The sequence below is a fragment of the Streptosporangium sp. NPDC050284 genome (genome assembly GCF_044459525.1).
GTDB lineage: Bacteria > Actinomycetota > Actinomycetes > Streptosporangiales > Streptosporangiaceae > Streptosporangium.
Genome location: NZ_JBITIZ010000027.1, coordinates 44,732 through 67,391, shown reverse-complemented (window position 1 = coordinate 67,391; position 22,660 = coordinate 44,732). Strand labels below are relative to the sequence as shown.

General features: G+C 69.9%; 2 protein-coding genes. Both read left to right on the top strand.

Features of this window, described 5'->3' with window-relative positions; genetic code table 11:
* The gene (locus ACIBH4_RS37145) at positions 1 to 16,977 is read left to right on the top strand and encodes an SDR family NAD(P)-dependent oxidoreductase (RefSeq protein ID WP_399173717.1); all 16,977 of its coding nucleotides are present in this window, start codon (positions 1 to 3) and stop codon (positions 16,975 to 16,977) included.
* Positions 16,978 to 17,015: 38 nt separating this feature from the next.
* Complete coding sequence (locus tag ACIBH4_RS37140; RefSeq protein WP_362769818.1) at positions 17,016 to 22,625, top strand: type I polyketide synthase; 5,610 nt, start codon at positions 17,016 to 17,018, stop codon at positions 22,623 to 22,625.
* Positions 22,626 to 22,660 lie beyond the last annotated feature (35 nt).

The window sequence follows — 22,660 nt, the reverse complement described above, 5'->3', positions numbered from 1 at the left end:
ATGTCGGAAGACCTGAAGCTCGTTGACTACCTGAAGTCGGTCGCCACCGATCTGCACGAGACCCGCCGACGGCTCGAAGAGGTGGAGTCGGGCAAGCGTGAGCCGATCGCCATCGTGTCGATGTCATGCCGCTTTCCAGGTGGAGTCGCCTCTCCTGAAGATTTGTGGCGGTTGCTGTCCGAGGGCGAGGACGCGATCTCGCCGGTCCCGGCCGATCGGGGCTGGGATCTGGGGATGTCGTCGGGGCTGGGATCCGACGGCGGGGGTGGTGGCGAGGTCCAGGGTGGGTTCCTGTCGGATGTGGCGGGGTTCGACGCGGGGTTCTTCGGGATCTCGCCGCGTGAGGCTCTCGCGATGGACCCGCAGCAGCGGCTGCTGCTGGAGACGACGTGGGAGGCGGTCGAGCGGGCCGGGATCGACCCGGCCTCGCTGAAGGGCAGTTCCACCGGGGTGTTCGTGGGCACCAACGGCCAGGACTACATGAACCTGATCATGAGCACTCGGGTGGATCTTCAGGGCCATGGCGTCACCGGTCTGGGAGCCAGCGTGCTGTCGGGCCGCCTGTCCTACACCCTGGGCCTGGAGGGCCCGGCGGTGACGGTGGACACCGCGTGCTCCTCGTCGCTGGTGACATTGCACCTTGCGGTACAGGCGCTGCGGTCGGGGGAGTGCTCGCTCGCGCTGGCCGGCGGTATCACGGTGATGACGTCGCCGATGGTCTTCGTCGGCTTCAGCGCGCAGGGCGGGATGGCGCCCGATGGTCGGTGCAAGGCGTTCTCCGACAGTGCGGACGGCACCAGCTGGTCCGAGGGTGTGGGCATGCTGGTGCTGGAGCGGTTGTCGGACGCGCGCCGCAACGGCCACCGGGTGCTCGCGGTGGTGCGGGGTTCCGCGGTGAACCAGGACGGTGCGTCGAACGGGTTGACGGCGCCGAACGGTCCCTCGCAGCGACGGGTGATCCGTCAGGCGTTGGCCGGGGCCGGGCTCTCGGTGTCCGAGGTGGACGCGGTCGAGGCGCACGGCACCGGCACGGTTCTGGGTGACCCGATCGAGGCACAGGCGCTGCTCGCGACGTACGGCCAGGATCGGGACGAGGGTCGTCCGCTGCTGCTGGGGGGGATCAAGTCGAACCTGGGTCACACCCAGGCCGCCGCGGGCGTGGCCGGTGTGATCAAGATGGTGCTCGCGATGCGGCATGGGGTCCTGCCCAAGACGCTGCACGTGGACGCGCCGTCGTCGCACGTGGACTGGTCGGCGGGCGCGGTGGAACTGCTGACCGAGTCGGCCGAGTGGCCGAAGACGGGTCGTCCGCGTCGGGCGGGTGTGTCGTCGTTCGGGGTCAGCGGTACCAACGCGCACGTGATTCTCGAACAAGGGCCGGAAACGCCGGAGGGAGAAGGCGCTCCGCAGGTACGGACGCCGGCCGCCGACGTGGTTCCGCTGCTGGTGTCGGGTCGTACGGGCGAGGCGTTGCGGGCCCAGGCCGAGCGACTGGTCTCGCATGTGGAGGGCCATCGTGAGGTGGCGCTGGTGGATACGGCGTTCTCGCTGGTGGTGTCGCGGTCGGTGTTCGAGCACCGTGCGGTGGTGGTGGGTGAGGATCGCAAGGGTCTGCTGGCGGGGTTGGGCGCGGTGGCTTCCGGTGAGCCCACGGCGGGTGTGGTGTCCGGTGTGGCCGATGTGGTTGGGAAGTCGGTGTGGGTGTTCCCGGGTCAGGGGGCGCAGTGGGTGGGCATGGGTGCGCGGTTGTTGGAGGAGTCGGGGGTGTTCGCGGCTCGGATGGCCGAGTGTGCGGCGGCGTTGGAGCCGTTCGTGGAGTGGTCGTTGCTGGATGTGGTGCGGCAGGTGGAGGGGGCTCCGTCGCTGGATCGGGTGGATGTGGTGCAGCCGGTGTCGTTTGCGGTGATGGTGTCGTTGGCGGCGGTGTGGGAGTCGTTGGGGGTTCGTGCGGATGCGGTGGTGGGTCATTCGCAGGGTGAGATCGCGGCGGCGGTGGTGGCGGGTGGGTTGTCGTTGTCCGACGGCGCGCGGGTGGTGGCGTTGCGCAGCCGTTTGATCGGTGAGCGGTTGGCGGGGTTGGGGGCGATGGCGTCAGTCGCGCTGCCGGTCGAGCAGGTCGCGGAACGGGTGGCGGCGTGGGACGGGCGGATCTCGGTGGCGGCGGTGAACGGTCCGAACTCGGTGGTGGTGGCCGGTGAGGTTCAAGCCGTCGAGGAGCTGGTCGAGCGGTTGGCTGCTGAGGATGTGCGGGTGCGGCGGATCGCGGTGGACTATGCCTCGCATTCGGCGCAGGTCGATCTGATCTCCGAAGAGCTGGCGCAGGTTCTGGCGGGGGTGAGCCCGGGTGCGGTGCGGGTGCCGATGCTGTCGACGGCGACGGGTCAGTGGCTGGAAGGGCCGGAGCTGGAGGCCGGGTATTGGTGTGAGAATCTGCGGCGCACGGTGGGCTTCGCTCCGGCGATCGGAGAGTTGCTGGAGCAGCGGTATCGGGTGTTCGTGGAGGTGAGTCCGCATCCGGTGCTGACGGTCGGTATCGGCGAGTGTGTGGACGAGACCGACGCCACCACGGTGATCGCCGGGACGCTGCGCCGCGATGAGGGTGGCCTGGATCGGGTGCTGGTCTCGGCCGCGGAGTTGTTCGTGCGCGGCGTGAAGGTCGACTGGCAGCAGGTGCTGACCGGTGGCCGACGGGTGGATCTGCCCACCTACGCTTTTCAGCATCAGGGCTTCTGGCCCGAGGGAACGGGAGCCGGGGCTGGGAATGTGGCCGCGGCGGGACTGGCCGCGACGGATCACCCGTTGCTGGGTGCTGCGGTCGGTCTGGCCGACTCGGACGGGGTGTTGCTGACCGGGCGGTTGTCGCTCTCGTCGCATCCGTGGCTGGTCGATCACGCGGTGGCCGGGATGGTGTTCTTCCCTGGTACCGGGTTCCTTGAGCTGGCGGTGCGGGCCGGTGACCAGGTCGGTTGTGACCTGGTGGAGGAGCTGACCCTGGTCGCGCCGTTGGTGCTGGGCGAGGCCGACGCCGTCGCGGTGCAGGTGTGGGTGGGCGCCGCGCAGGAGTCAGGTCACCGGAGTGTGAACATCTACGCCCGGTCGGCGCAGGCCACCGACGACGTGCCGTGGGTGCGGCACGCCACCGGCACGCTCGCCACGGGTAGCCGGGCCGTCGTGCCGTTCGACACGACGGTGTGGCCGCCGGTCGGCGCGACCGCGATCGGGCTGGACGGCCTCTATGACCGACTGGCCGAGGGCTCGCTCGTCTACGGCCCGGTGTTCCAGGGATTGCGGGCGGCCTGGTGGGGCGAGAGGGGCGAGGTATTCGCCGAGGTTGCTTTACCCGAGCAGGCGCTGTCGGGTGCGGATGCGTTCGGAGTGCACCCGGCGTTGCTGGACGCGGCCTTGCACGCCTCGACGTTCGCCGGGCTGGACGACGAGGTGGGGACGCGGTTGCCGTTCTCCTGGGGAGAGGTGAGCCTGCACGCTACCGGCGCGGCGATGCTGCGCGTGCGACTGAGCCGGACCGCTGCCGACTCGGTGTCACTGGAGGCGGTGGACGTTGCCGGGGAGCCGGTGCTGTCGGCGAAGTCGCTGGTGCTGCGCCCGTTCTCACCCGACCAACTCGCCGCCGCGGATGGCGGGCAGGCGACGGCGGGGAACGGGTTGTTCCGGTTGGACTGGGCTCCGCTGTCTGAGCTTCCCATGGTCGATCCGGTGCCGGTGGCAGTGGTCGGCTTTGCGGGGTTCGAGCCGGACCCGCTGGGCTTTGCCGGAGTGCGGAAGTCGGCCGACCAGCCGGTCGCGGTTCATCGTGATCTGTCGGCACTGACCGAGGCGGGGCCGGTGCCAGAGGTGGTGCTGGCCGAGGTCGGGGCCGGGCAGGTCGAGGATGAGGCGATCTCGGCGCATGCGGTGACGGCTGGGGTACTGGGCCTGCTGCAGGGGTGGCTGGCCGATGAGCGGTGTGCCGATTCGCGGCTGGTGCTCGTCACGCGGGGTGCCGTGGCCGTGAGCGAGAGCGAGGCGGTCACCGATCTGGCGGCCGCGGCGGTGTGGGGCCTGATGCGGTCGGCGCAGTCGGAGAATCCGGGCAGGTTCGTCCTGGTCGACCTGGATGATCAGGATTCCTCGCTCGCCACTTTGCGCGACGTACTGCTCGCGATGCCGGCGCTGGATGAGCCGCAGGTGGCGGTGCGCGAGGGTGGGGTGCGGGTGCCGAGGTTGGCGTCGCTGACCTCGGGTGCGGGTCTGTTGCCTCCGTCGGGTACGGCGTGGCGGCTGGGCAGCCGGGCCAAGGGCAGTCTGGACGCGCTGGAGTTGCTTCCGTTCCCGCAGGCGGCCGAGCCGCTGGAGGCTGGTCAGGTTCGGCTGGCGGTGCGTGCGGCGGGGGTGAACTTCCGTGACCTGCTGGACGGTCTGAACGCGCTGGGGTGGTTCCAGGACAAGGTCGGCCTGATGGGCAGCGAGGTCGCCGGGGTGGTGCTGGAGGTCGGTCCCGGGGTCGAGGATCTGCGTCCGGGGGATCGGGTGATGGGTCTGGCCGATGGCGGGTTCGGCCCGGTGGTCGTCGCCGAAGCCGTGATCTTGGTGAAGATTCCCGATCACTGCTCGTTCGAGCAGGCCGCGACGATCCCGGTGGCGTTCCTCACCACCTACTACGGGCTGATGGAACTGGCCGGCTTGCGGGAAGGCGAGTCGCTGCTGGTCCATGCCGGCGCCGGTGGGACCGGTATGGCGGCGATCCAGTTGGCGCAGCGGCTGGGGGTGGAAGTCTTCGCGACCGCGAGTCCGGCGAAGTGGGATGTGCTGCGGTCGATGGGCATCCCGGACGATCACATCGCCTCTTCGCGGAGTGTGGAGTTCGAGGAGCGGTTCCGGGAGGTTTGCGGTGAGCGGGGCATCGATGTGGTGCTCAACTCGCTGACGGGTGAGTTCATCGACGCCTCGGCGCGGCTGCTGCGCCCCGGGGGCCGGTTCATCGAGTTGGGCAAGCTCGACATCCGCGACCAGGAGAGCTTCCCCGGGCTGGAGTATCACTGGTTCGACGTGGCGGATGCCGGGCCGGAGCGGTTGCGGCAGATGTTGAACGAGCTGGTGAAGCTGTTCGCGGCCGGTGAGTTGCGGCCGTTGCCGGTGACGGCGTGGGATGTGCGGCGGGGCCGGGAGGCGTTCCGGTTCATGAGCCAGGCCAGGCACACCGGGAAGATCGTGCTGACCATGCCCCGGGTCTGGGACCCGGAGGGCACGGTGCTGATCACCGGCGGCACCGGTGGTCTGGGGGCGGAGGTGGCCCGGCACCTGGTGGCCGAGCGGGGGGTGCGGCATCTGCTGCTGGCCAGCCGCCGGGGTCTGGAGGCTCCGGGTGCGGTCGAGTTGCAGGGCGAGCTGATCGCGCACGGGGTCGAGGTCACTGTCGCGGCCTGCGACATAGCCGACCGGGACGCGGTCGCGGCGCTGCTGGCGCAGGTCGATGCCGACCATCCGCTGACCGCGGTGATCCACACCGCCGGTGTGCTGGACGACGGCACGATCACCTCGTTGACGCCGGAGCGGCTGGATGCGGTGCTGCGGCCGAAGGTGGACGCCGCCTGGCACCTGCACGAACTCACCCAGGACCTGGATCTGGCCGGGTTCGTGGTGTTCTCCTCGTTCGCAGGGGTGATGGGCAACGCGGGTCAGGGTAACTACGCGGCGGCGAACGCCTGGCTGGACGCGTTGATGGCGCGGCGCCGGGCGCAGGAGCTGCCGGGGTTGTCGCTGGCCTGGGGACTGTGGGCGCAGGCCACCGGGATGACCGGGGCCATGTCGCAGGCCGATGTGCAGCGAATCACCTCGGCCGGGCTGCCGCTGATCACCACCGAGCAGGGTATGGCGCTGTTGGACGCGGCCCTGGGGTCGGACGCACCGCTGGTGCTCCCGGTCCTGCTGAACCTGCCGGCGATGCCCGCTCAGCTGGTGCCTCCGCTGCTGCGCGGGCTGGTGCGCGGCACCCGCCGTACGGCGGCGGTGGCGCGTGCGGCCGATGAGGGAGCGTTGGTGCGGCAGTTGGCCGGGCTGACGCAGACCGACCGGACCCGGTTCATGACCGATCTGGTCCGCAGTCAGGCCGCGGCAGTCCTCGGACACTCGGACTCCACGGCGGTGGACGTCCGGCGGGAGTTCCGTGAGCTGGGCTTCGACTCGCTGACCGCGATCGAGTTGCGCAACCGCCTCAACGTGGCCACCGGGCTGCGGCTGCCCTCCACCCTCGTCTTCGACTACCCCACCCCCGCCGTGCTCGGCGAGCATCTGCTCAGCGAGGTGCTCGGCGCGCACGGCGACGCCATCCTGCCGGTGGCCACGGTCTCGGTCGGAGACGACCCGATCGTCATCGTCTCGATGGCCTGCCGCTACCCCGGAGAGGTGAGCTCTCCGGAGGATCTGTGGCGGCTGGTCGTCGAGGGGCAGGACGTGATGACCCCGCTGCCGGCCGGCCGCGGCTGGGAAGGGTACAGCGCTCTGGGCCTGAAGGGCGGGTTCGTTTCCGACGCGCCCGGGTTCGACGCGGAGTTCTTCCGGATCTCGCCGCGTGAGGCGCTCGCGATGGACCCGCAGCAGCGACTGCTGCTGGAGACGGCCTGGGAGGTCCTCGAACGCGCGGGCATCGATCCGGACTCGTTGCGCGGCAGCGAGACCGGCGTGTTCATCGGTGCCTCAGGCTCGGGCTACACGCCGGGGGAGGAGTCTCTCGGTTACATCATGACCGGCCTGATGGGCAGCGTGGCCTCCGGCCGGATCTCCTACACCTTCGGGCTGGAGGGGCCGGCGGTGACGGTGGACACCGCGTGCTCGTCGTCGCTGGTGACCATCCACATGGCGGCACAGGCGTTGCGCAATGGGGAATGCTCACTGGCCCTCGCCGGCGGTGTGACGGTGATGACGACTCTCGCGGCGTTCGCGGAGTTCGGTGAGCAGGGCGGCCTGGCGCAGGATGCCCGGTGTAAGGCGTTCTCCGACTCGGCGGACGGCATCGGATGGTCCGAGGGCGTCGGCCTGGTGATGCTGGAGCGGTTGTCGGACGCCCAGCGCAACGGCCACCAGGTGCTGGCGGTGGTGCGGGGTTCGGCGATCAACCAGGACGGCGCGTCCAACGGTCTGACCGCGCCGAACGGTCCTTCGCAGCGGCGGGTGATCCGCCAGGCGCTGGCTGTCGCAGGGCTGTCTCCCTCCGAGGTTGACGTGGTCGAGGCGCATGGCACGGGGACGACGCTGGGTGACCCGATCGAGGCGCAGGCGCTGCTGGCCACCTATGGTCAGGACCGGCCGGAGGAGCGACCGATCCTGCTGGGGTCGATCAAGTCGAACCTCGGTCACGCGCAGTCGGCGGCGGGTGTGGCGAGCGTGATCAAGATGGTCATGGCTCTTCAGCACGGGGTGCTGCCCAAGACATTGCACGTGGACGAGCCGTCCTCGCACGTGGACTGGGCCTCGGGTGCGGTGGAGCTGCTGACCGAGACGATGGACTGGCCGGACATGGGCCGTCCGCGTCGGGCGGGTGTGTCGTCGTTCGGGATCAGCGGCACCAACGCACACATGATTTTGGAGCAGGGGCCGCAGGTCGCGGAACCGGAGACCGGTGATGCCGGTTCGGCCGCGGGTGTGGTGCCGTGGGTGGTGTCGGGCAAGACCGAGGAGGCACTGCGGGCGCAGGCGGGTCGTCTGGCGGCGTTCATGGACACGCGCGGTGAGCTGGGTCTGACCGATGTGGCGTTCTCGCTGGTGGGGTCGCGGTCGGTGTTCGAGCATCGTGCGGTGGTGGTCGGCGGGGATCGTGGGGGGTTGCTGGCGGGGTTGGGTGGGGTGGCGTCGGGTGAGTCGGTGCCTGGGGTGGTGTCCGGTGTGGCGGACGTTGATGGGAAGTCGGTGTGGGTGTTCCCGGGTCAGGGGGCGCAGTGGGTGGGCATGGGGGCGCGGTTGTTGGAGGAGTCGGCGGTGTTCGCGGCTCGGATGGCGGAGTGTGCGGCGGCGTTGGAGCCGTTTGTGGAGTGGTCGTTGCTGGATGTGGTGCGGCAGGTGGAGGGGGCTCCGTCGCTGGATCGGGTGGATGTGGTGCAGCCGGTGTCGTTTGCGGTGATGGTGTCGTTGGCGGCGGTGTGGGAGTCGTTGGGGGTTCGTGCGGATGCGGTGGTGGGTCATTCGCAGGGTGAGATCGCGGCGGCGGTGGTGGCGGGTGGCCTGTCGTTGTCCGACGGCGCGCGGGTGGTGGCGTTGCGCAGCCGTTTGATCGGTGAACGGCTTGCTGGAGATGGAGCGATGGCGTCGGTGGCGCTGCCGGTCGAGCGGGTTGAGGCCGCTTTGGTCGAGGGGGTGTCGGTGGCGGCGGTGAACGGTCCGAACTCGGTGGTGGTGGCCGGTGAGGTCGCGGCGGTCGAAGGGCTGGTCGAGCGGTTTGCCGAAGAAGGGGTGCGGGTGCGGCGGATCGCGGTGGATTACGCCTCGCATTCGGCGCAGGTCGATCTGATCTCCGAAGAGCTGGCGCAGGTTCTGGCGGGGGTGGTGCCGCAGTCGGTGCGGGTGCCGATGCTGTCGACGGTGACGGGTCAGTGGCTGGAGGGTCCGGAGCTGGAGGCCGGGTATTGGTGTGAGAATCTGCGGCGCACGGTGGCGTTCGCTCCGGCGGTCGGGCAGTTGCTGGAGCAGCGGTATCGGGTGTTTGTGGAGGTGAGTCCGCATCCGGTGTTGACGGTCGGGGTCGGCGAGTGTGTGGACGAGACCGACACCGTCACGGTGATCGCCGGGACGTTGCGCCGCGATGAGGGTGGCCTGGAGCGGGTGCTGGTCTCGGCCGCGGAGTTGTTCGTCCGGGGCGTGAAGGTCGACTGGCAGCAGGTGCTGACCGGTGGCCGACGGATCGACCTGCCGACGTACGCCTTCCAGCACCAGCGGTTCTGGCCGAACGAGAGGCAGAGCGGTGATGCCCGCGTGCTGGGCCTGGCCGCTACGGGGCATCCGCTGCTGGGTGCGGCGGTGGGCCTGGCCGATTCTGACGGGATGGTGCTGACGGGCCGGTTGTCGCTCTCGTCGCATCCGTGGCTGGCCGATCACGTGGTGGCCGGGATGGTGTTCTTCCCAGGGACCGGGTTCGTGGAGCTGGCGGTGCGTGCCGGTGACCAGGTCGGTTGCGAGCTGGTCGAGGAGTTGATCCTGGACGCTCCGCTGGTGCTGGGTGAGGACGACGCGGTCGTGGTGCAGATCGCGGTGGGTGCGCCGGAGGAGACCGGTCGGCGGAGCGTGAGCATCTACGCCCGTTCGGCGGACGCGACCGAGGAGATGCCGTGGGTGCGGCACGCCACCGGCACGCTCGCCATGGGGAGCCGGGCCGCGGTGCCGTTCGACACGGCGGTGTGGCCTCCGGCCGACGCGACCGCGATCGAGCTGGACGGCCTCTACGACCAGCTGGCCGAAGGGCTGCTCGCCTATGGCCCGGTGTTCCAGGGATTGCGGGCGGCCTGGCGGGGTGCCGATGGCGCGGTGTTCGCCGAGGTGGCGCTGCCGGAGGAGGCGCAGTCGGACGCGGGTTCGTTCGGGGTGCATCCGGCGTTGCTGGACGCGGCGTTGCACGCGGTGAGCTTCGCCGGGCTGGACGCCGCGGCGGGTACGCGCTTGCCGTTCTCCTGGGACGAGGTGTGCCTGCACGCGAGTGGGGCGACTCTGCTGAGGGTGCGACTGGCCAAGGTGGGCGAGGACGCGGTGTCGCTGAGCGCGGTGGACTCCGCCGGGGAGCCGGTGGTGTCGGCGCGTTCCCTGGTGCTGCGCCCGGTCTCGGCCGACCAGCTCGTCGCCGTCGGTAGCACCCCAGCGGTGGAGCGGGACGCGTTGTTCAGGCTGGAGTGGACGCCCTCGGCTCAGATGCCGGTATCCGACGCCGAACCGGACGTGGTCGAACTCGCCGGAGAAGCCCTTTCTGACCTGGCCCTGCTGGAGTCGGTGCCGGATGTGGTCATGGTCTCGGTGGGGTCGGCCGTTGCCGAGGACGTGGTGGAGTCGACGCACGCGGTGGTCGCGCAGGTGTTGGAACTGCTGCAGGAGTGGTTGGCCGATGAGCGGTTCGTCGGCTCGCGGTTGGTGTTCGTGACCCGGGGTGCGGTCGAGGCGCGGGATGGTGATGTGGTCGGGGATTTGGCGGGTGCGGCGGTGTGGGGGTTGGTGCGGTCGGCGCAGTGGGAGAATCCGGGCCGGTTCGTGCTGGTCGATGTCGATGGTGATGGTGATGGTGGGTTGTCGTCGTCGGTGTTGGCGGGGGTGTTGGTTTCGGGTGAGCCGCAGGTGGCGGTGCGTGAGGGTGGGGTGTTGGTGCCGCGTTTGGTGCGGGTGGCGCCTGCGGAGGAGGTGGGTGGGTCGTGGGATCCGGAGGGGACGGTGTTGATCACTGGTGGTACCGGTGGTCTGGGAGGGAGTTTGGCTCGGCATGTGGTGGCCGAGCGTGGGGTGCGTCATCTGGTGTTGACCAGCCGTCGGGGGTTGGCTGCTCCGGGTGCGGTGGAGTTGCGGGCCGAGTTGATCGCGCATGGGGTGGAGGTCACGGTCGCGGCCTGTGACATGGCCGACCGCGACCAGGTCGCGGCCCTGCTGGCGCAGGTGGACGACGAGCACCCGCTGACCGCGGTCATTCACACCGCCGGTGTGCTGGCCGACGGCACGATCCCGTCGCTCACGCCTGAGCGGCTGGAGACGGTCCTTCGGCCGAAGGTCGACGCGGTCTGGCATCTGCACGAGCTGACCCGGGATCTGGATCTGGCGGCGTTCATCATCTACTCGTCCCTGTCGGGCGTGATGGGCTCCGCCGGGCAGGGCAACTACGCGGCCGCGAACACGTTCTTGGACGCCTTGGCGCAGGTCCGCCGGGCCGAGGGACTGCCCGCGTTGTCGCTGGCCTGGGGGCCCTGGACCCAGGACACCGGATTGACCGGAACGCTGGGCGATATCGATATGCAGCGGATCACCCGTACGGGTATGCCGCCGCTCTCGGTGGAGCAGGGCATGGCGCTGTTCGAGGCCGCTACCGCGCTGAAGCACGCGGTGCTGGTTCCGGTTCGGCTGGATCTTCCTTCGATGCGCACCTATGGTGAGGTGCCGGCGTTGTTGCGGGGTTTGGTGCGGGGTGGTCGGCGGTTGGCGGCGTCGGGTTCGGTGGTGGCTGCGACGTTGTTGCAGCGGTTGGCTCCGTTGGGGGCGGCCGAGCGGGCCGAGGTTCTGGTGGACCTGGTGCGTGTCGAGGCGGCGATGGTGCTGGGTCATGCTTCGTCCGACATGGTGGAGGTGCGTCGGGAGTTCCGCGAGCTGGGCTTCGACTCCCTTACCGCGGTCGAGTTGCGCAACCGGCTGAACGCCGCGACGGGTTTGCGGTTGCCGTCCACGCTGGTGTTCGACTACCCGACACCGACCGTACTGGCGGACTTCCTGCTGGCCGAACTGTTCGGCGAGGACGCCGATGTGACGGTTCCCGCGATGCTGGTGCCGGTAACGAACGATCCGGTCGTGATCGTGGGCATGGCGTGCCGTTTCCCGGGTGAGGTCGCCTCTCCGGAGGATCTGTGGCGGCTGGTGGCCGAGGGCGGGGACGGGATCTCCGAGTTTCCGACCACGCGAGGCTGGGATCTGGGGACCTCGTACAGCTCGGACTATGTGCGCGAGGGTGGCTTCCTGGAGAGTGCCACGCAGTTCGATCCGGGGTTCTTCGGGATCTCGCCGCGTGAGGCGCTCGCGATGGACCCGCAGCAGCGGTTGTTGCTGGAGACGTCGTGGGAGGCGATCGAGCGGACGGGCGTGGACCCGACCTCGTTGCGCGGCAGCCGTACCGGCGTGTTCGCCGGGGTGATGTATCACGACTACGGGATGAGCGCCGCACTCCCGCCGGAGGCGATGGGCTTCATCAGTACCGGTACGGCGGGCAGCGTCGCGACCGGCCGGATCTCGTACGCGCTGGGCCTGGAGGGTCCGGCGGTGACGGTGGACACGGCGTGTTCGTCGTCGCTGGTGGCGATGCACATGGCGGCGCAGGCGCTGCGCTCGGGTGACTGCGACCTGGCGCTTGCCGGTGGTGTGACGGTGATGGCCACCCCTGCGGTGTTCATCGGCTTCAGTGCGCAGGGTGGACTGGCAGGAGATGGGCGGTGCAAGTCCTTCGCCGACACCGCGGACGGCACCAACTACTCCGAGGGTGTGGGCATGCTGGTGCTGGAGCGGCTGTCGGACGCGCGCCGCAACGGCCACCGGGTGCTCGCGGTGGTGCGTGGTTCTGCGGTGAACCAGGACGGTGCGTCGAACGGGTTGACGGCGCCGAACGGTCCCTCCCAGCAGCGGGTGATCCGTCAGGCGTTGGCCGGGGCCGGGCTCTCGGTGTCCGAGGTGGACGCGGTCGAGGGCCACGGTACGGGGACGACGCTGGGCGACCCGATCGAGGCGCAGGCGTTGCTGGCGACCTATGGTCAGGATCGGGACGAGGACCGGCCGCTGCTGCTGGGGTCGATCAAGTCGAACCTCGGTCACACGCAGGCGGCTGCGGGTGTGGCCGGTGTGATCAAGATGGTGATGGCTCTGCGTCATGGGGTGCTGCCTCGGACGTTGCACGTGGACGAGCCGTCGTCGCATGTGGACTGGTCGGCGGGCGCGGTGGAGCTGCTGACCGAGCAGGTGGAGTGGCCGCAGACGGGTCGTCCGCGTCGGGCTGGTGTGTCGTCGTTCGGGATCAGCGGCACCAACGCGCACGTGATCTTGGAGCAGGGGCCGGAGGCTCCTGAAACGGAGTCGCGTGGCAAGGATCGAGCTCCGGCAGCGGGCGTGGTGCCGTGGGTGGTGTCGGCGAAGACCGAGGAGGCACTGCGGGCGCAGGCCGGGCGATTGCTGACGCACGTGCGGGCGGCCGGTGAGCTTGACCCGGTGGATGTGGGGTCGTCGCTGGTGGGGTCGCGGTCGGTGTTCGAGCACCGTGCGGTGGTGGTGGGTGAGGATCGCAAGGGTCTGCTGGCGGGGTTGGGTGCGGTGGCTTCCGGTGAGCCCACGGCGGGTGTGGTGTCCGGTGTGGCCGATGTGGTTGGGAAGTCGGTGTGGGTGTTCCCGGGTCAGGGGGCGCAGTGGGTGGGCATGGGTGCGCGGTTGTTGGAGGAGTCGGGGGTGTTCGCGGCTCGGATGGCCGAGTGTGCGGCGGCGTTGGAGCCGTTCGTGGAGTGGTCGTTGCTGGATGTGGTGCGGCAGGTGGAGGGGGCTCCGTCGCTGGATCGGGTGGATGTGGTGCAGCCGGTGTCGTTTGCGGTGATGGTGTCGTTGGCGGCGGTGTGGGAGTCGTTGGGGGTTCGTGCGGATGCGGTGGTGGGTCATTCGCAGGGTGAGATCGCGGCGGCGGTGGTGGCGGGTGGGTTGTCGTTGTCCGACGGCGCGCGGGTGGTGGCGTTGCGTAGTCGTTTGATCGGTGAGCGGTTGGCGGGGTTGGGGGCGATGGCGTCGGTCGCGCTGCCGGTCGAGCAGGTCGCGGAGCGGGTGGCGGCGTGGGACGGGCGGATCTCGGTGGCGGCGGTGAACGGTCCGAACTCGGTGGTGGTGGCCGGTGAGGTCGCGGCGGTCGAAGGGCTGGTCGAGCGGTTGGCTGCTGAGGATGTGCGGGTGCGGCGGATCGCGGTGGATTACGCCTCGCATTCGGCGCAGGTCGATTTGATCGGCGAGGAGCTGGCGCAGGTTCTGGCGGGGGTGGTGCCGCAGTCGGTGCGGGTGCCGATGCTGTCGACGGTGACCGGTCAGTGGCTGGAGGGTCCGGAGCTGGAGGCCGGGTACTGGTGTGAGAATCTGCGGCGCACGGTGGGCTTCGCTCCGGCGATAGGAGAGTTGCTGGAGCAGCGGTATCGGGTGTTCGTGGAGGTGAGTCCGCATCCGGTGCTGACGGTCGGTATCGGCGAGTGTGTGGACGAGACCGACAGCGTCACCGTGATCGCCGGGACGTTGCGCCGCGAGGACGGCGGCTTGGACCGGGTGCTGACGTCGGCCGCGGAGCTGTTCGTCCGGGGCGTGAAGGTGGACTGGCAGCAGGTGCTGCCCGGTGGTCGGCGGGTGGATCTGCCCACCTACGCCTTCCAGCACCAGCGGTTCTGGCCGAACGCCAAGCAGAGCGGTGATGCCCGCGTGCTGGGCCTGGCCGCTACGGATCATCCGTTGCTGGGTGCGGTGATGCCTCGGGCCGACTCGGACGGGGTGGTGCTGACCGGGCGGTTGTCGGTGAGTGCGCAGCCGTGGCTGGCCGACTACATGGTGGCGGGCTCAGTGGTGGTACCGGGCACCGCGTTCGTGGAGCTGGCGGTGCGGGCCGGTGACCAGGTCGGCTGCGAGGTGGTCGAGGAGTTGACGCTGACCGCGCCGCTGGTGCTGGGCGAGGACGACGCGGTGGCGGTGCAGGTGTGGGTGGGGGCTGCGGAGGAGTCGGGCAGCCGGTCGGTGAGTGTGTACTCGCGGTCGGCGGACGCGGCCGAGGAGGTGCCGTGGGTGCGGCACGCCACTGGCACGCTTGCCACGGATGCTTCGCCTGCCGAGCCGTTCGATGTGGCGGTGTGGCCGCCGGCCGACGCGGCTGTGATCGAGCTGGCGGGGCTGTATGAAGAGCTGGCGGGGGAGGGCTTGGGCTATGGCCCGGTGTTCCAGGGGCTGCGGGCGGCCTGGCGACGCGATGACGAGCTGTTCGCCGAGGTGAGATTGCCTGAGCAGGCCGGTGATGCGGATTCGTTCGGGTTGCATCCGGCGCTGCTGGACGCGTCGCTGCATATTGTGCCGTTCGCGGGGTTGGATGATGTCGCGGGTGGCCGCCTGCCGTTGTCATGGGGTGGGGTGTGCCTGCACGCGGCCGGTGCCTCGGTGCTGCGGGTGCGGCTGGCCAGGACGGGCGGCGATGCGGTCTCGCTGAACGCGATGGATGCGACCGGAGCGCCGGTGCTGTCGGCTCGGTCGGTGGTACTCCGGCCGATGGCCGCCGAGCACTTGGCCGGCTCCGACCCTCGCGGAGTCAGGCAGGACGCGCTGTTCCGGGTGGAGTGGCCTGCCGCGAGCGGCCTGTCGCAGACCGACGAGGTGCCGGTGTCGATACCGGTGGCGGTGCTCGGCTTGGACGTCCTGGGTCTTGCCCCCGCCTTGCGGGCGGTCGGGGACGTGGTGCCGGTGCATGCGGATCTGCCCGCGCTGGCCCAGGCGGGCCCGGTGCCGAGTGTGGTGCTGATGGAAGTGGCCTCCGACCCGGCGGCAGGGGTGGTGGAGTCGGCGCATGCACTGACCGCCCATGTTCTGGACCTGCTGCAGCGGTGGCTGGCCGAGGACCGGTACGCCGACTCGCGCCTGGTTTTCGTCACCAGGGGCGCGGTCGCGACCGACGATGGCGAAGTGGTGGCCGATCTCTCGGCCGCTGGGGTGTGGGGCCTTGTCCGCAGTGCTCAGTCGGAGAACCCGGGCCGGTTCTCGCTGGTCGACGTGGATGATCAGGAGTCCTCGCTGTCGGTCCTGCTCGATGCACTGCCCGGGGTGTTGGCCTCGGGTGAGCCGCAGGTGGCGGTGCGCGAGGGTGAGGTGCGGGTTCCGCGCCTGGCGCGGGTGGCGCCAGGATCTGACGTTGGCGACGAGGTGGGCCGGGTCTGGGATCCGGAGGGAACCGTCCTGGTCACCGGTGGTACCGGTGGTCTGGGTGCGTTGTTCGCCCGGCATGTGGTGGCCGAGCGTGGGGTGCGTCATCTGCTGCTGACCAGCCGTCGGGGGTTGGACGCTCCGGGTGCGGTGGAGTTGCAGGCGGAGTTGATCGCGCACGGTGTCGAGGTCACGGTCGCGGCGTGCGACATGGCCGATCGGGACGCGGTGGCGGCCCTGCTGGCCGGGGTGGATGCCGATCATCCGCTGACCGCGGTGATTCACACCGCCGGTGTGCTGGATGACGGGACGATTCCGTCGCTCACTTCGGAGGGTCTGGATGCGGTGCTGCGGCCCAAGGTCGACGCCGCCTGGTATCTACACGAGTTCACCCAGGGCCTGGACCTGGCCGGATTTGTGATGTTCTCTTCGTTCGCCGGAGTGATGGGCAACGCGGGTCAGGGTAACTACGCGGCGGCGAACGCGTTCCTCGACGCGCTGGCCCAGGCGCGTCGGGCCGAGGGGCTGGCGGGGTTGTCGCTGGCGTGGGGCCTGTGGGAGCAGGAGACCGGGATGACCGGCACGCTGGGCGCGGTCGACCTGCGCAGGATGGCGCGGGCGGGGATGCCGGCGCTCTCGGCCGAGCAGGGACTCGCGGCGTTCGAGGCGGCCACCGCGTCGGGTCGGACGGCGGTGGTGGCGGTGCGACTGGATCTCTCGGTGCTGCGCACGTTCCCAGAGGTGCCGCATCTGATGCGTGGTCTGGTTCGTGCGGGCCGTCGGTCGGCGGTTTCCGTCCTCGCGGGTAAGGATTCGGAGCTGTTGCGGCGGTTGGCGGGGTTGGGTGAGGCCGAGCAGGTTCGGCTGGTGGTGGAGTTGGTGCGGGCGCAGGCGGCGGCGGTGCTGGGGCACGAGTCGGCGGAGACCGTCCAGGCGCGGCGGGAGTTCCGTGAGCTGGGCTTCGACTCCCTCACCGCGGTGGAGCTGCGCAACCGCCTCAACGCCGCTACCGGACTGCGGCTGCCCGCCACCCTCATCTTCGATTGCCCCACCCCCGTGAGCCTCGCCGAACACCTTTTGGCGGAAATCGCGCCCGGAACGAACACCGCGGTAGAGCTGTCGTTGCTGGCCGATCTCGACCGGTTCGAGACCTCTCTTTCCGGCTACACACTCGACGATCTCGCCCGGAACGGTATCTCGACCCGGTTGCGGCACCTGCTGGTGAAGGTGAGCGAGAGCGGTACGGAAACTAGTGAAATCGCTGTCGCCGGCATGCTCGAATCGGCGAGTACCGAGGAAATCCTCAGCTTCATCGACAACGAACTGGGCCGCTCGAAAGATCTGTGATTCGAGCCCGCGTCTGAACAATGTGAAGGGCCACTCTCATGTCCGAAGACCGGAAGCTCGTCGAGTACTTGAAATGGGTCACCGCCGATTTGCATGAGACCCGTCGGCGGCTCGAAGAGGTGGAGTCGGGCAGGCAGGAACCGATCGCGATCGTGTCGATGGCGTGCCGTTACCCAGGTGGGGTCGACTCTCCCGAGGATCTGTGGCGGTTGCTGGTCGAGGGCGAGGACGCGATCTCGCAGGTCCCGGCTGATCGGGGTTGGGACCTGGAGTCGATGTCAGCGGTGGGTGTCGGGTCCGAGGGTGGGTTCCTGTCGGATGTGGCGGGGTTCGACGCGGGGTTCTTCGGGATCTCGCCGCGTGAGGCGCTCGCGATGGACCCGCAGCAGCGGCTGCTGCTGGAGACGACGTGGGAGGCGGTCGAGCGGGCCGGGATCGACCCGGCCTCGCTGAAGGGCAGTTCCACCGGGGTGTTCGTGGGCACCAACGGTCAGGACTACATGAGCGTGATCATGAGTTCTCCGGCGGACGCGCAGGGCAACGGCGTCACCGGTGTGGCGGCCAGTGTGCTGTCGGGCCGCCTGTCGTACACGCTGGGCCTGGAGGGTCCTGCGGTGTCGGTGGACACCGCGTGTTCGTCGTCGCTGGTGACATTGCACCTTGCGGCGCAGGCGCTGCGGTCGGGGGAGTGCTCGCTCGCGCTGGCCGGCGGTATCACGGTGATGACGTCGCCGATGGTGCTGGTCGGCTTCGGCATGCAAGGCAGCGGGGTGGCGCCCGATGGTCGGTGCAAGGCGTTCTCCGACAGTGCGGACGGCACCAGCTGGTCCGAGGGTGTGGGCATGCTGGTGCTTGAGCGGTTGTCGGACGCGCGCCGCAACGGCCACCAGGTGCTCGCGGTGATGCGTGGCTCTGCGGTGAACCAGGACGGTGCGTCCAACGGTCTGACCGCGCCGAACGGTCCCTCGCAGCGACGGGTGATCCGCCAGGCGCTGATCAGCGCCGGTTTGTCGGCGTCCGAGGTGGACGCGGTGGAGGCGCACGGGACCGGCACGGTTCTGGGTGACCCGATCGAGGCACAGGCGCTGCTCGCGACGTACGGCCAGGACCGGGACGAGGACCGGCCGCTGCTGATAGGTGCGATCAAGTCGAACCTTGGTCACGCGCAGGCGGCGTCGGGTGTGGTCGGTGTGATCAAGATGGTGCTCGCGATGCGGCACGGTGTGCTGCCCAAGACGCTCCATATCGATACTCCTTCCTCGCATGTGGACTGGTCGGCGGGTGCGGTGAAGCTGCTGACCGAGTCGGCCGAGTGGCCGAAGACGGGTCGTCCGCGCCGGGCGGGTGTGTCGTCGTTCGGGATCAGTGGCACCAACGCGCACGTGATCCTCGAACAGGGGCCGGAGGTGCCGGAGTCCGGAGAGGTTTCGCAGGGCGAGGTAGTCGCGGGTGTGGTGCCGGTGTTGGTGTCGGCGAAGACGGGGCAGGCGTTGCGGGCGCAGGCCGGGCGGTTGGTGTCCCTCTTGGGGGGTGAGCCTGGTCTGGGGCTGGCGGATGCGGCGTTCTCGCTGGCGACGACGCGGTCGGCGTTCGAGCATCGGGCGGTGGTGCTGGCCGATGGTCGTGAGGGTGTGCTGGCTGGGCTGGCAGGGCTGGCCGAGGACCGTGCGGGTGCGGGCGTGGTGCGCGGGGTGGCCGTGGGCGAGCCGCAGTTGGCGGTGTTGTTCACCGGTCAGGGTAGCCAGCGGGCGGGGATGGGCCGGGAGTTGTATGACCGTTTCCCGGTGTTCGCGACGGCGTTGGACGAGGTGATCGCGGAGCTGGATCCGCTGCTTGAGGGGTCGTTGCGTGAGGTGTTGTTCGCCGAGCCGGGGTCGGCGGAGGCGGAGGCGCTGGATCGGACCGGGTGGGCGCAGCCGGCGCTGTTCGCGGTGGAGACGGCGCTGTTCCGGCTGGTCTCCTCGTGGGGAATCCGGCCGGATGTGCTGGCCGGTCATTCGATCGGGGAGATCACCGCTGCTCATGTGGCGGGGGTGCTGTCCTTGAAGGACGCGTGCGCGCTGGTGGCGGGCCGGGCGCGGTTGATGCAGGCGCTTCCTGCCGGTGGGGCGATGGTGGCGGTGCAGACCTCCGAGGAGGCGGTCGCCGAGCTGCTCGCCGGGCGGGAGAAGGAGGTCTCGGTCGCGGCGGTGAACGGCCCGGCATCGGTGGTGATCTCCGGTGCTGAGCAGCCGGTCCTCGACATCGCCGCTGCCCTGGAGGAGCGGGGGGTGCGGACGAAGCGGTTGCGGGTGTCGCATGCGTTCCATTCGCCGTTGATGGATCCGATGCTGGAGGACTTCCGCACGCTGGCGAGCGGGCTCACCTACGGGGCGCCGAGGACTCCGATCGTGTCGACCCTGACCGGGCGGGCGGCCACGGCCGAGCAGTTGTGCTCGCCGGACTACTGGGTGGACCAGGTCCGTGGCGCGGTTCGCTTCGCCGACGGCGTGAGCACTCTGCGCGCGCAGGGCGTGCGGGCGTATCTGGAGCTGGGCCCCGACGGGGCGCTGACCGCTATGGCCCAGGACATCATCGCGACCGAACCGGAGACGCATGCGCATGAGTTGCCCACGGTGCTGGTGCCGGTGCTGCGCAAGGGCCGCGATGAGCATGTGGCGGTGATGGCGGCGCTGGCCGAGTTGCATGTGCACGGGGTGCCGGTGGACTGGCGCTCGGTGCTGCCGGGTGGGCGCCGGGTCGACCTGCCGACCTATCCCTTCGAGCACCAGCGGTTCTGGCCCGACAACCTCGGTTCCGACATAGGGAATGTGGCGGCGGCGGGTCTGGCCGCGACGGATCACCCGTTGCTGGGCGCCGCGATGCCGCTGGCCAACTCCGACGGGGTGGTGCTGACGGGTCGGTTGTCGCTCTCGTCGCATCCGTGGCTGGCCGATCACGTGGTGGCGGGTTCGGTGGTGGTGCCGGGTTCGGCGTTCGTGGAGCTGGCGGTACGTGCCGGGGACCAGGTCGGCTGCGAGGTGGTCGAGGAGCTGACCCTGGACGCGCCATTGGTGCTGGACGAGCGGGACGCGGTCATGGTGCAGGTATGGGTGGAGGCCAAGGAGGAGTCGGATCGTCGGAGTGTGAGCGTGTATGCCCGTTCGGCGGGGGCGGCCGAGGAGGTGGCGTGGACGCGGTACGCCACCGGCACGCTCGCGACCGGAGTGGCGGAGGTCGTGCCGTTCGAGGCGGCGGAGTGGCCGCCTGCGGGGGCGTCCGCGATCGAGCTGGAGGGGCTGTACGAGGAACTGGCCGAGGACGGTTTCGCCTACGGTCCGGCATTCCAGGGGTTGCGCGAGCTTTGGCGCGGTGCCGACGGTGAGGTGTTCGCCGAGGTGAGGCTGCCCGAACAGGCGGCCCCGAGCGCGGGCTCGTTCGGGATGCATCCGGCGCTGCTGGACGCGGCGCTGCACGCGGTGGCCTTCGCTGATCTGGACGGTTCCGAGAGTGGTGTGCTGCCGTCTGCGTGGGAGCAGGTGTGTTTGCACGCGGGTGGGGCGTCGGTGTTGCGGGTGCGGTTGGTCAAGACGGGGCCGGATGCGGTGTCGTTGAGCGCGGTGGATGTTGCCGGTGGGCCGGTGGTGTCGGCGCGCAACGTGGTGTTGCGGCCGGTCGCGATCGAGCAGCTGGGTCTCTCCGAGGGTGTGGGTGCGGGCTGGGAGTCGTTGTTCGGGGTGGAGTGGGCGCCGGTGGGTGCTGTGGCGCAGGCGGAGCAGGCGTCGATGTCGGTGGCGGTGCTCGGCGTGGACGCGCTGGGTGTGGCGGCGGCGTTGCGCGAGGCCGGGGACGCGGTGCCGGTGTATGCGGATCTGTCCGCGCTGGCCGAGGCGGGGCCGGTCCCGGCCGTGGTGATGGTGGAGGCGCTCTCGGATCCGGCGGTCGGGATGGTGGAGTCGGCGCATGCGCTGACGACTCACGTGCTGCACCTGCTGCAGCAGTGGTTGGCCGATGAGCGGTTCGCCGATTCGCGCCTGGTGTTCCTCACCCGGGGCGCGGTCGCGACCGACGGTGAGGTGGTGGCCGATCTTCCGGCTGCTGGGACGTGGGGTCTGGTCCGCAGCGCGCAGTCTGAGGAACCGGGCCGGTTCGCGCTGGTCGACGTCGATGACCGGGAATCCTCGCTGTCCGGATTGCCGGCGGTGCTGGCCGAGGCGTTTTCCTCGGGTGAATCGCAGGCGGTGGTGCGCGATGGTGAGGTGTGGGTACCGCGCCTGGCGCGGGTGGTGCCCGGCTCTGACACGGAGGGAGCGGCGAGCCGGGTCTGGGACCCGCAGGGGACGGTGTTGATCACCGGTGGTACCGGTGGTCTGGGTGCGTTGTTCGCGTGGCATGTGGTGGCCGAGCGTGGGGTGCGTCATCTGCTGCTGACCAGCCGCAGGGGCCTGGATGCTCCGGGCGCGGTGGAGTTGCAGGCGGAGTTGATCGCGCATGGAGTCGAGGTCACGGTCGCCGCCTGTGACGTGGCCGACCGGGATCAGGTGGCGGAGCTGCTGGCCGGGATCGATGCCGAGCACCCGCTGACCGCGGTGATTCACACCGCCGGTGTGCTGGCCGACGGCACGATTCCGTCGCTGACGGCCGAGGGGCTGGGGGCGGTGCTGCGGCCGAAGGTCGACGCGGCCTGGCATCTGCACGAACTCACTCGGAACACGAACCTCGCGGCGTTCGTCCTGTTCTCCTCGTTCGCCGGTGTGCTGGGAGCGCCTGGTCAGGGCAACTACGCGGCGGGCAATGTGTTCTTGGACGCGCTGGCTCAGGTGCGCCGGGCCGAAGGACTGGCGGGGTTGTCGCTGGCGTGGGGCGCGTGGGCTCAGGACGCGGGAATGACCGGCACGTTGAGTGCGGTCGAGATGCGGCGGATCAACCGGCCGGGGATGCCGGCGCTCTCGGCCGAGCAGGGCCTCGCGGCGTTCGAGGCCGCCACCGCGTCGGGCCGGGCGATGGTGGTGCCGGTGCGGTTGGAGCTGCCGGTGCTGCGGGCGGTGGGCGAGGTGCCGCATCTGATGCGGGGCCTGGTCCGCGCGGGGCGTCGTTCGGCGGTCTCGGCTGTGGCGGGCGGGGAAGCGGAGCTGGTGAAGCGGCTCGCCGGCCTGGAGCACACCGAGCAGGTACGACTGATGATGGACCTGGTGCGGACGCAGGCGGCGGTGGTGCTGGGACACGAGTCGGTGGACGCGATCCAGCCCGGACGAGAGTTCCGCGAGCTGGGCTTCGACTCCCTCACCACCATGGAACTGCGCAACCGGCTCAACGTGGCCACCGGGCTGCGGCTGACCGCGACCCTCATCTTCGACTACCCGACCCCGGCCAGCCTCGCCGAACACCTCCTGGAGGAGATCGCGCCCGGAGCGAACGCCGCGGTAGAACTGTCGTTGCTGGCCGACCTCGACCGGTTCGAGACCTCTCTTTCCGGTCTTCCCGGCAACGCACTCGACGATCGCACCAGGAACGGCATCTCGACCCGGCTGCGGCACCTGCTGGCGAGGGTGAGCGAGAGCGGCACGGAAAACGGCGAAGTCGCCGTCGCCGACATGCTCGAATCGGCGAGTACCGAGGAAATCCTCAGCTTCATCGACAACGAACTGGGGCGCTCGAAAGATCTGTGATCCGAGCCCTCGTCTGAACAATGTGAAGGGCCACT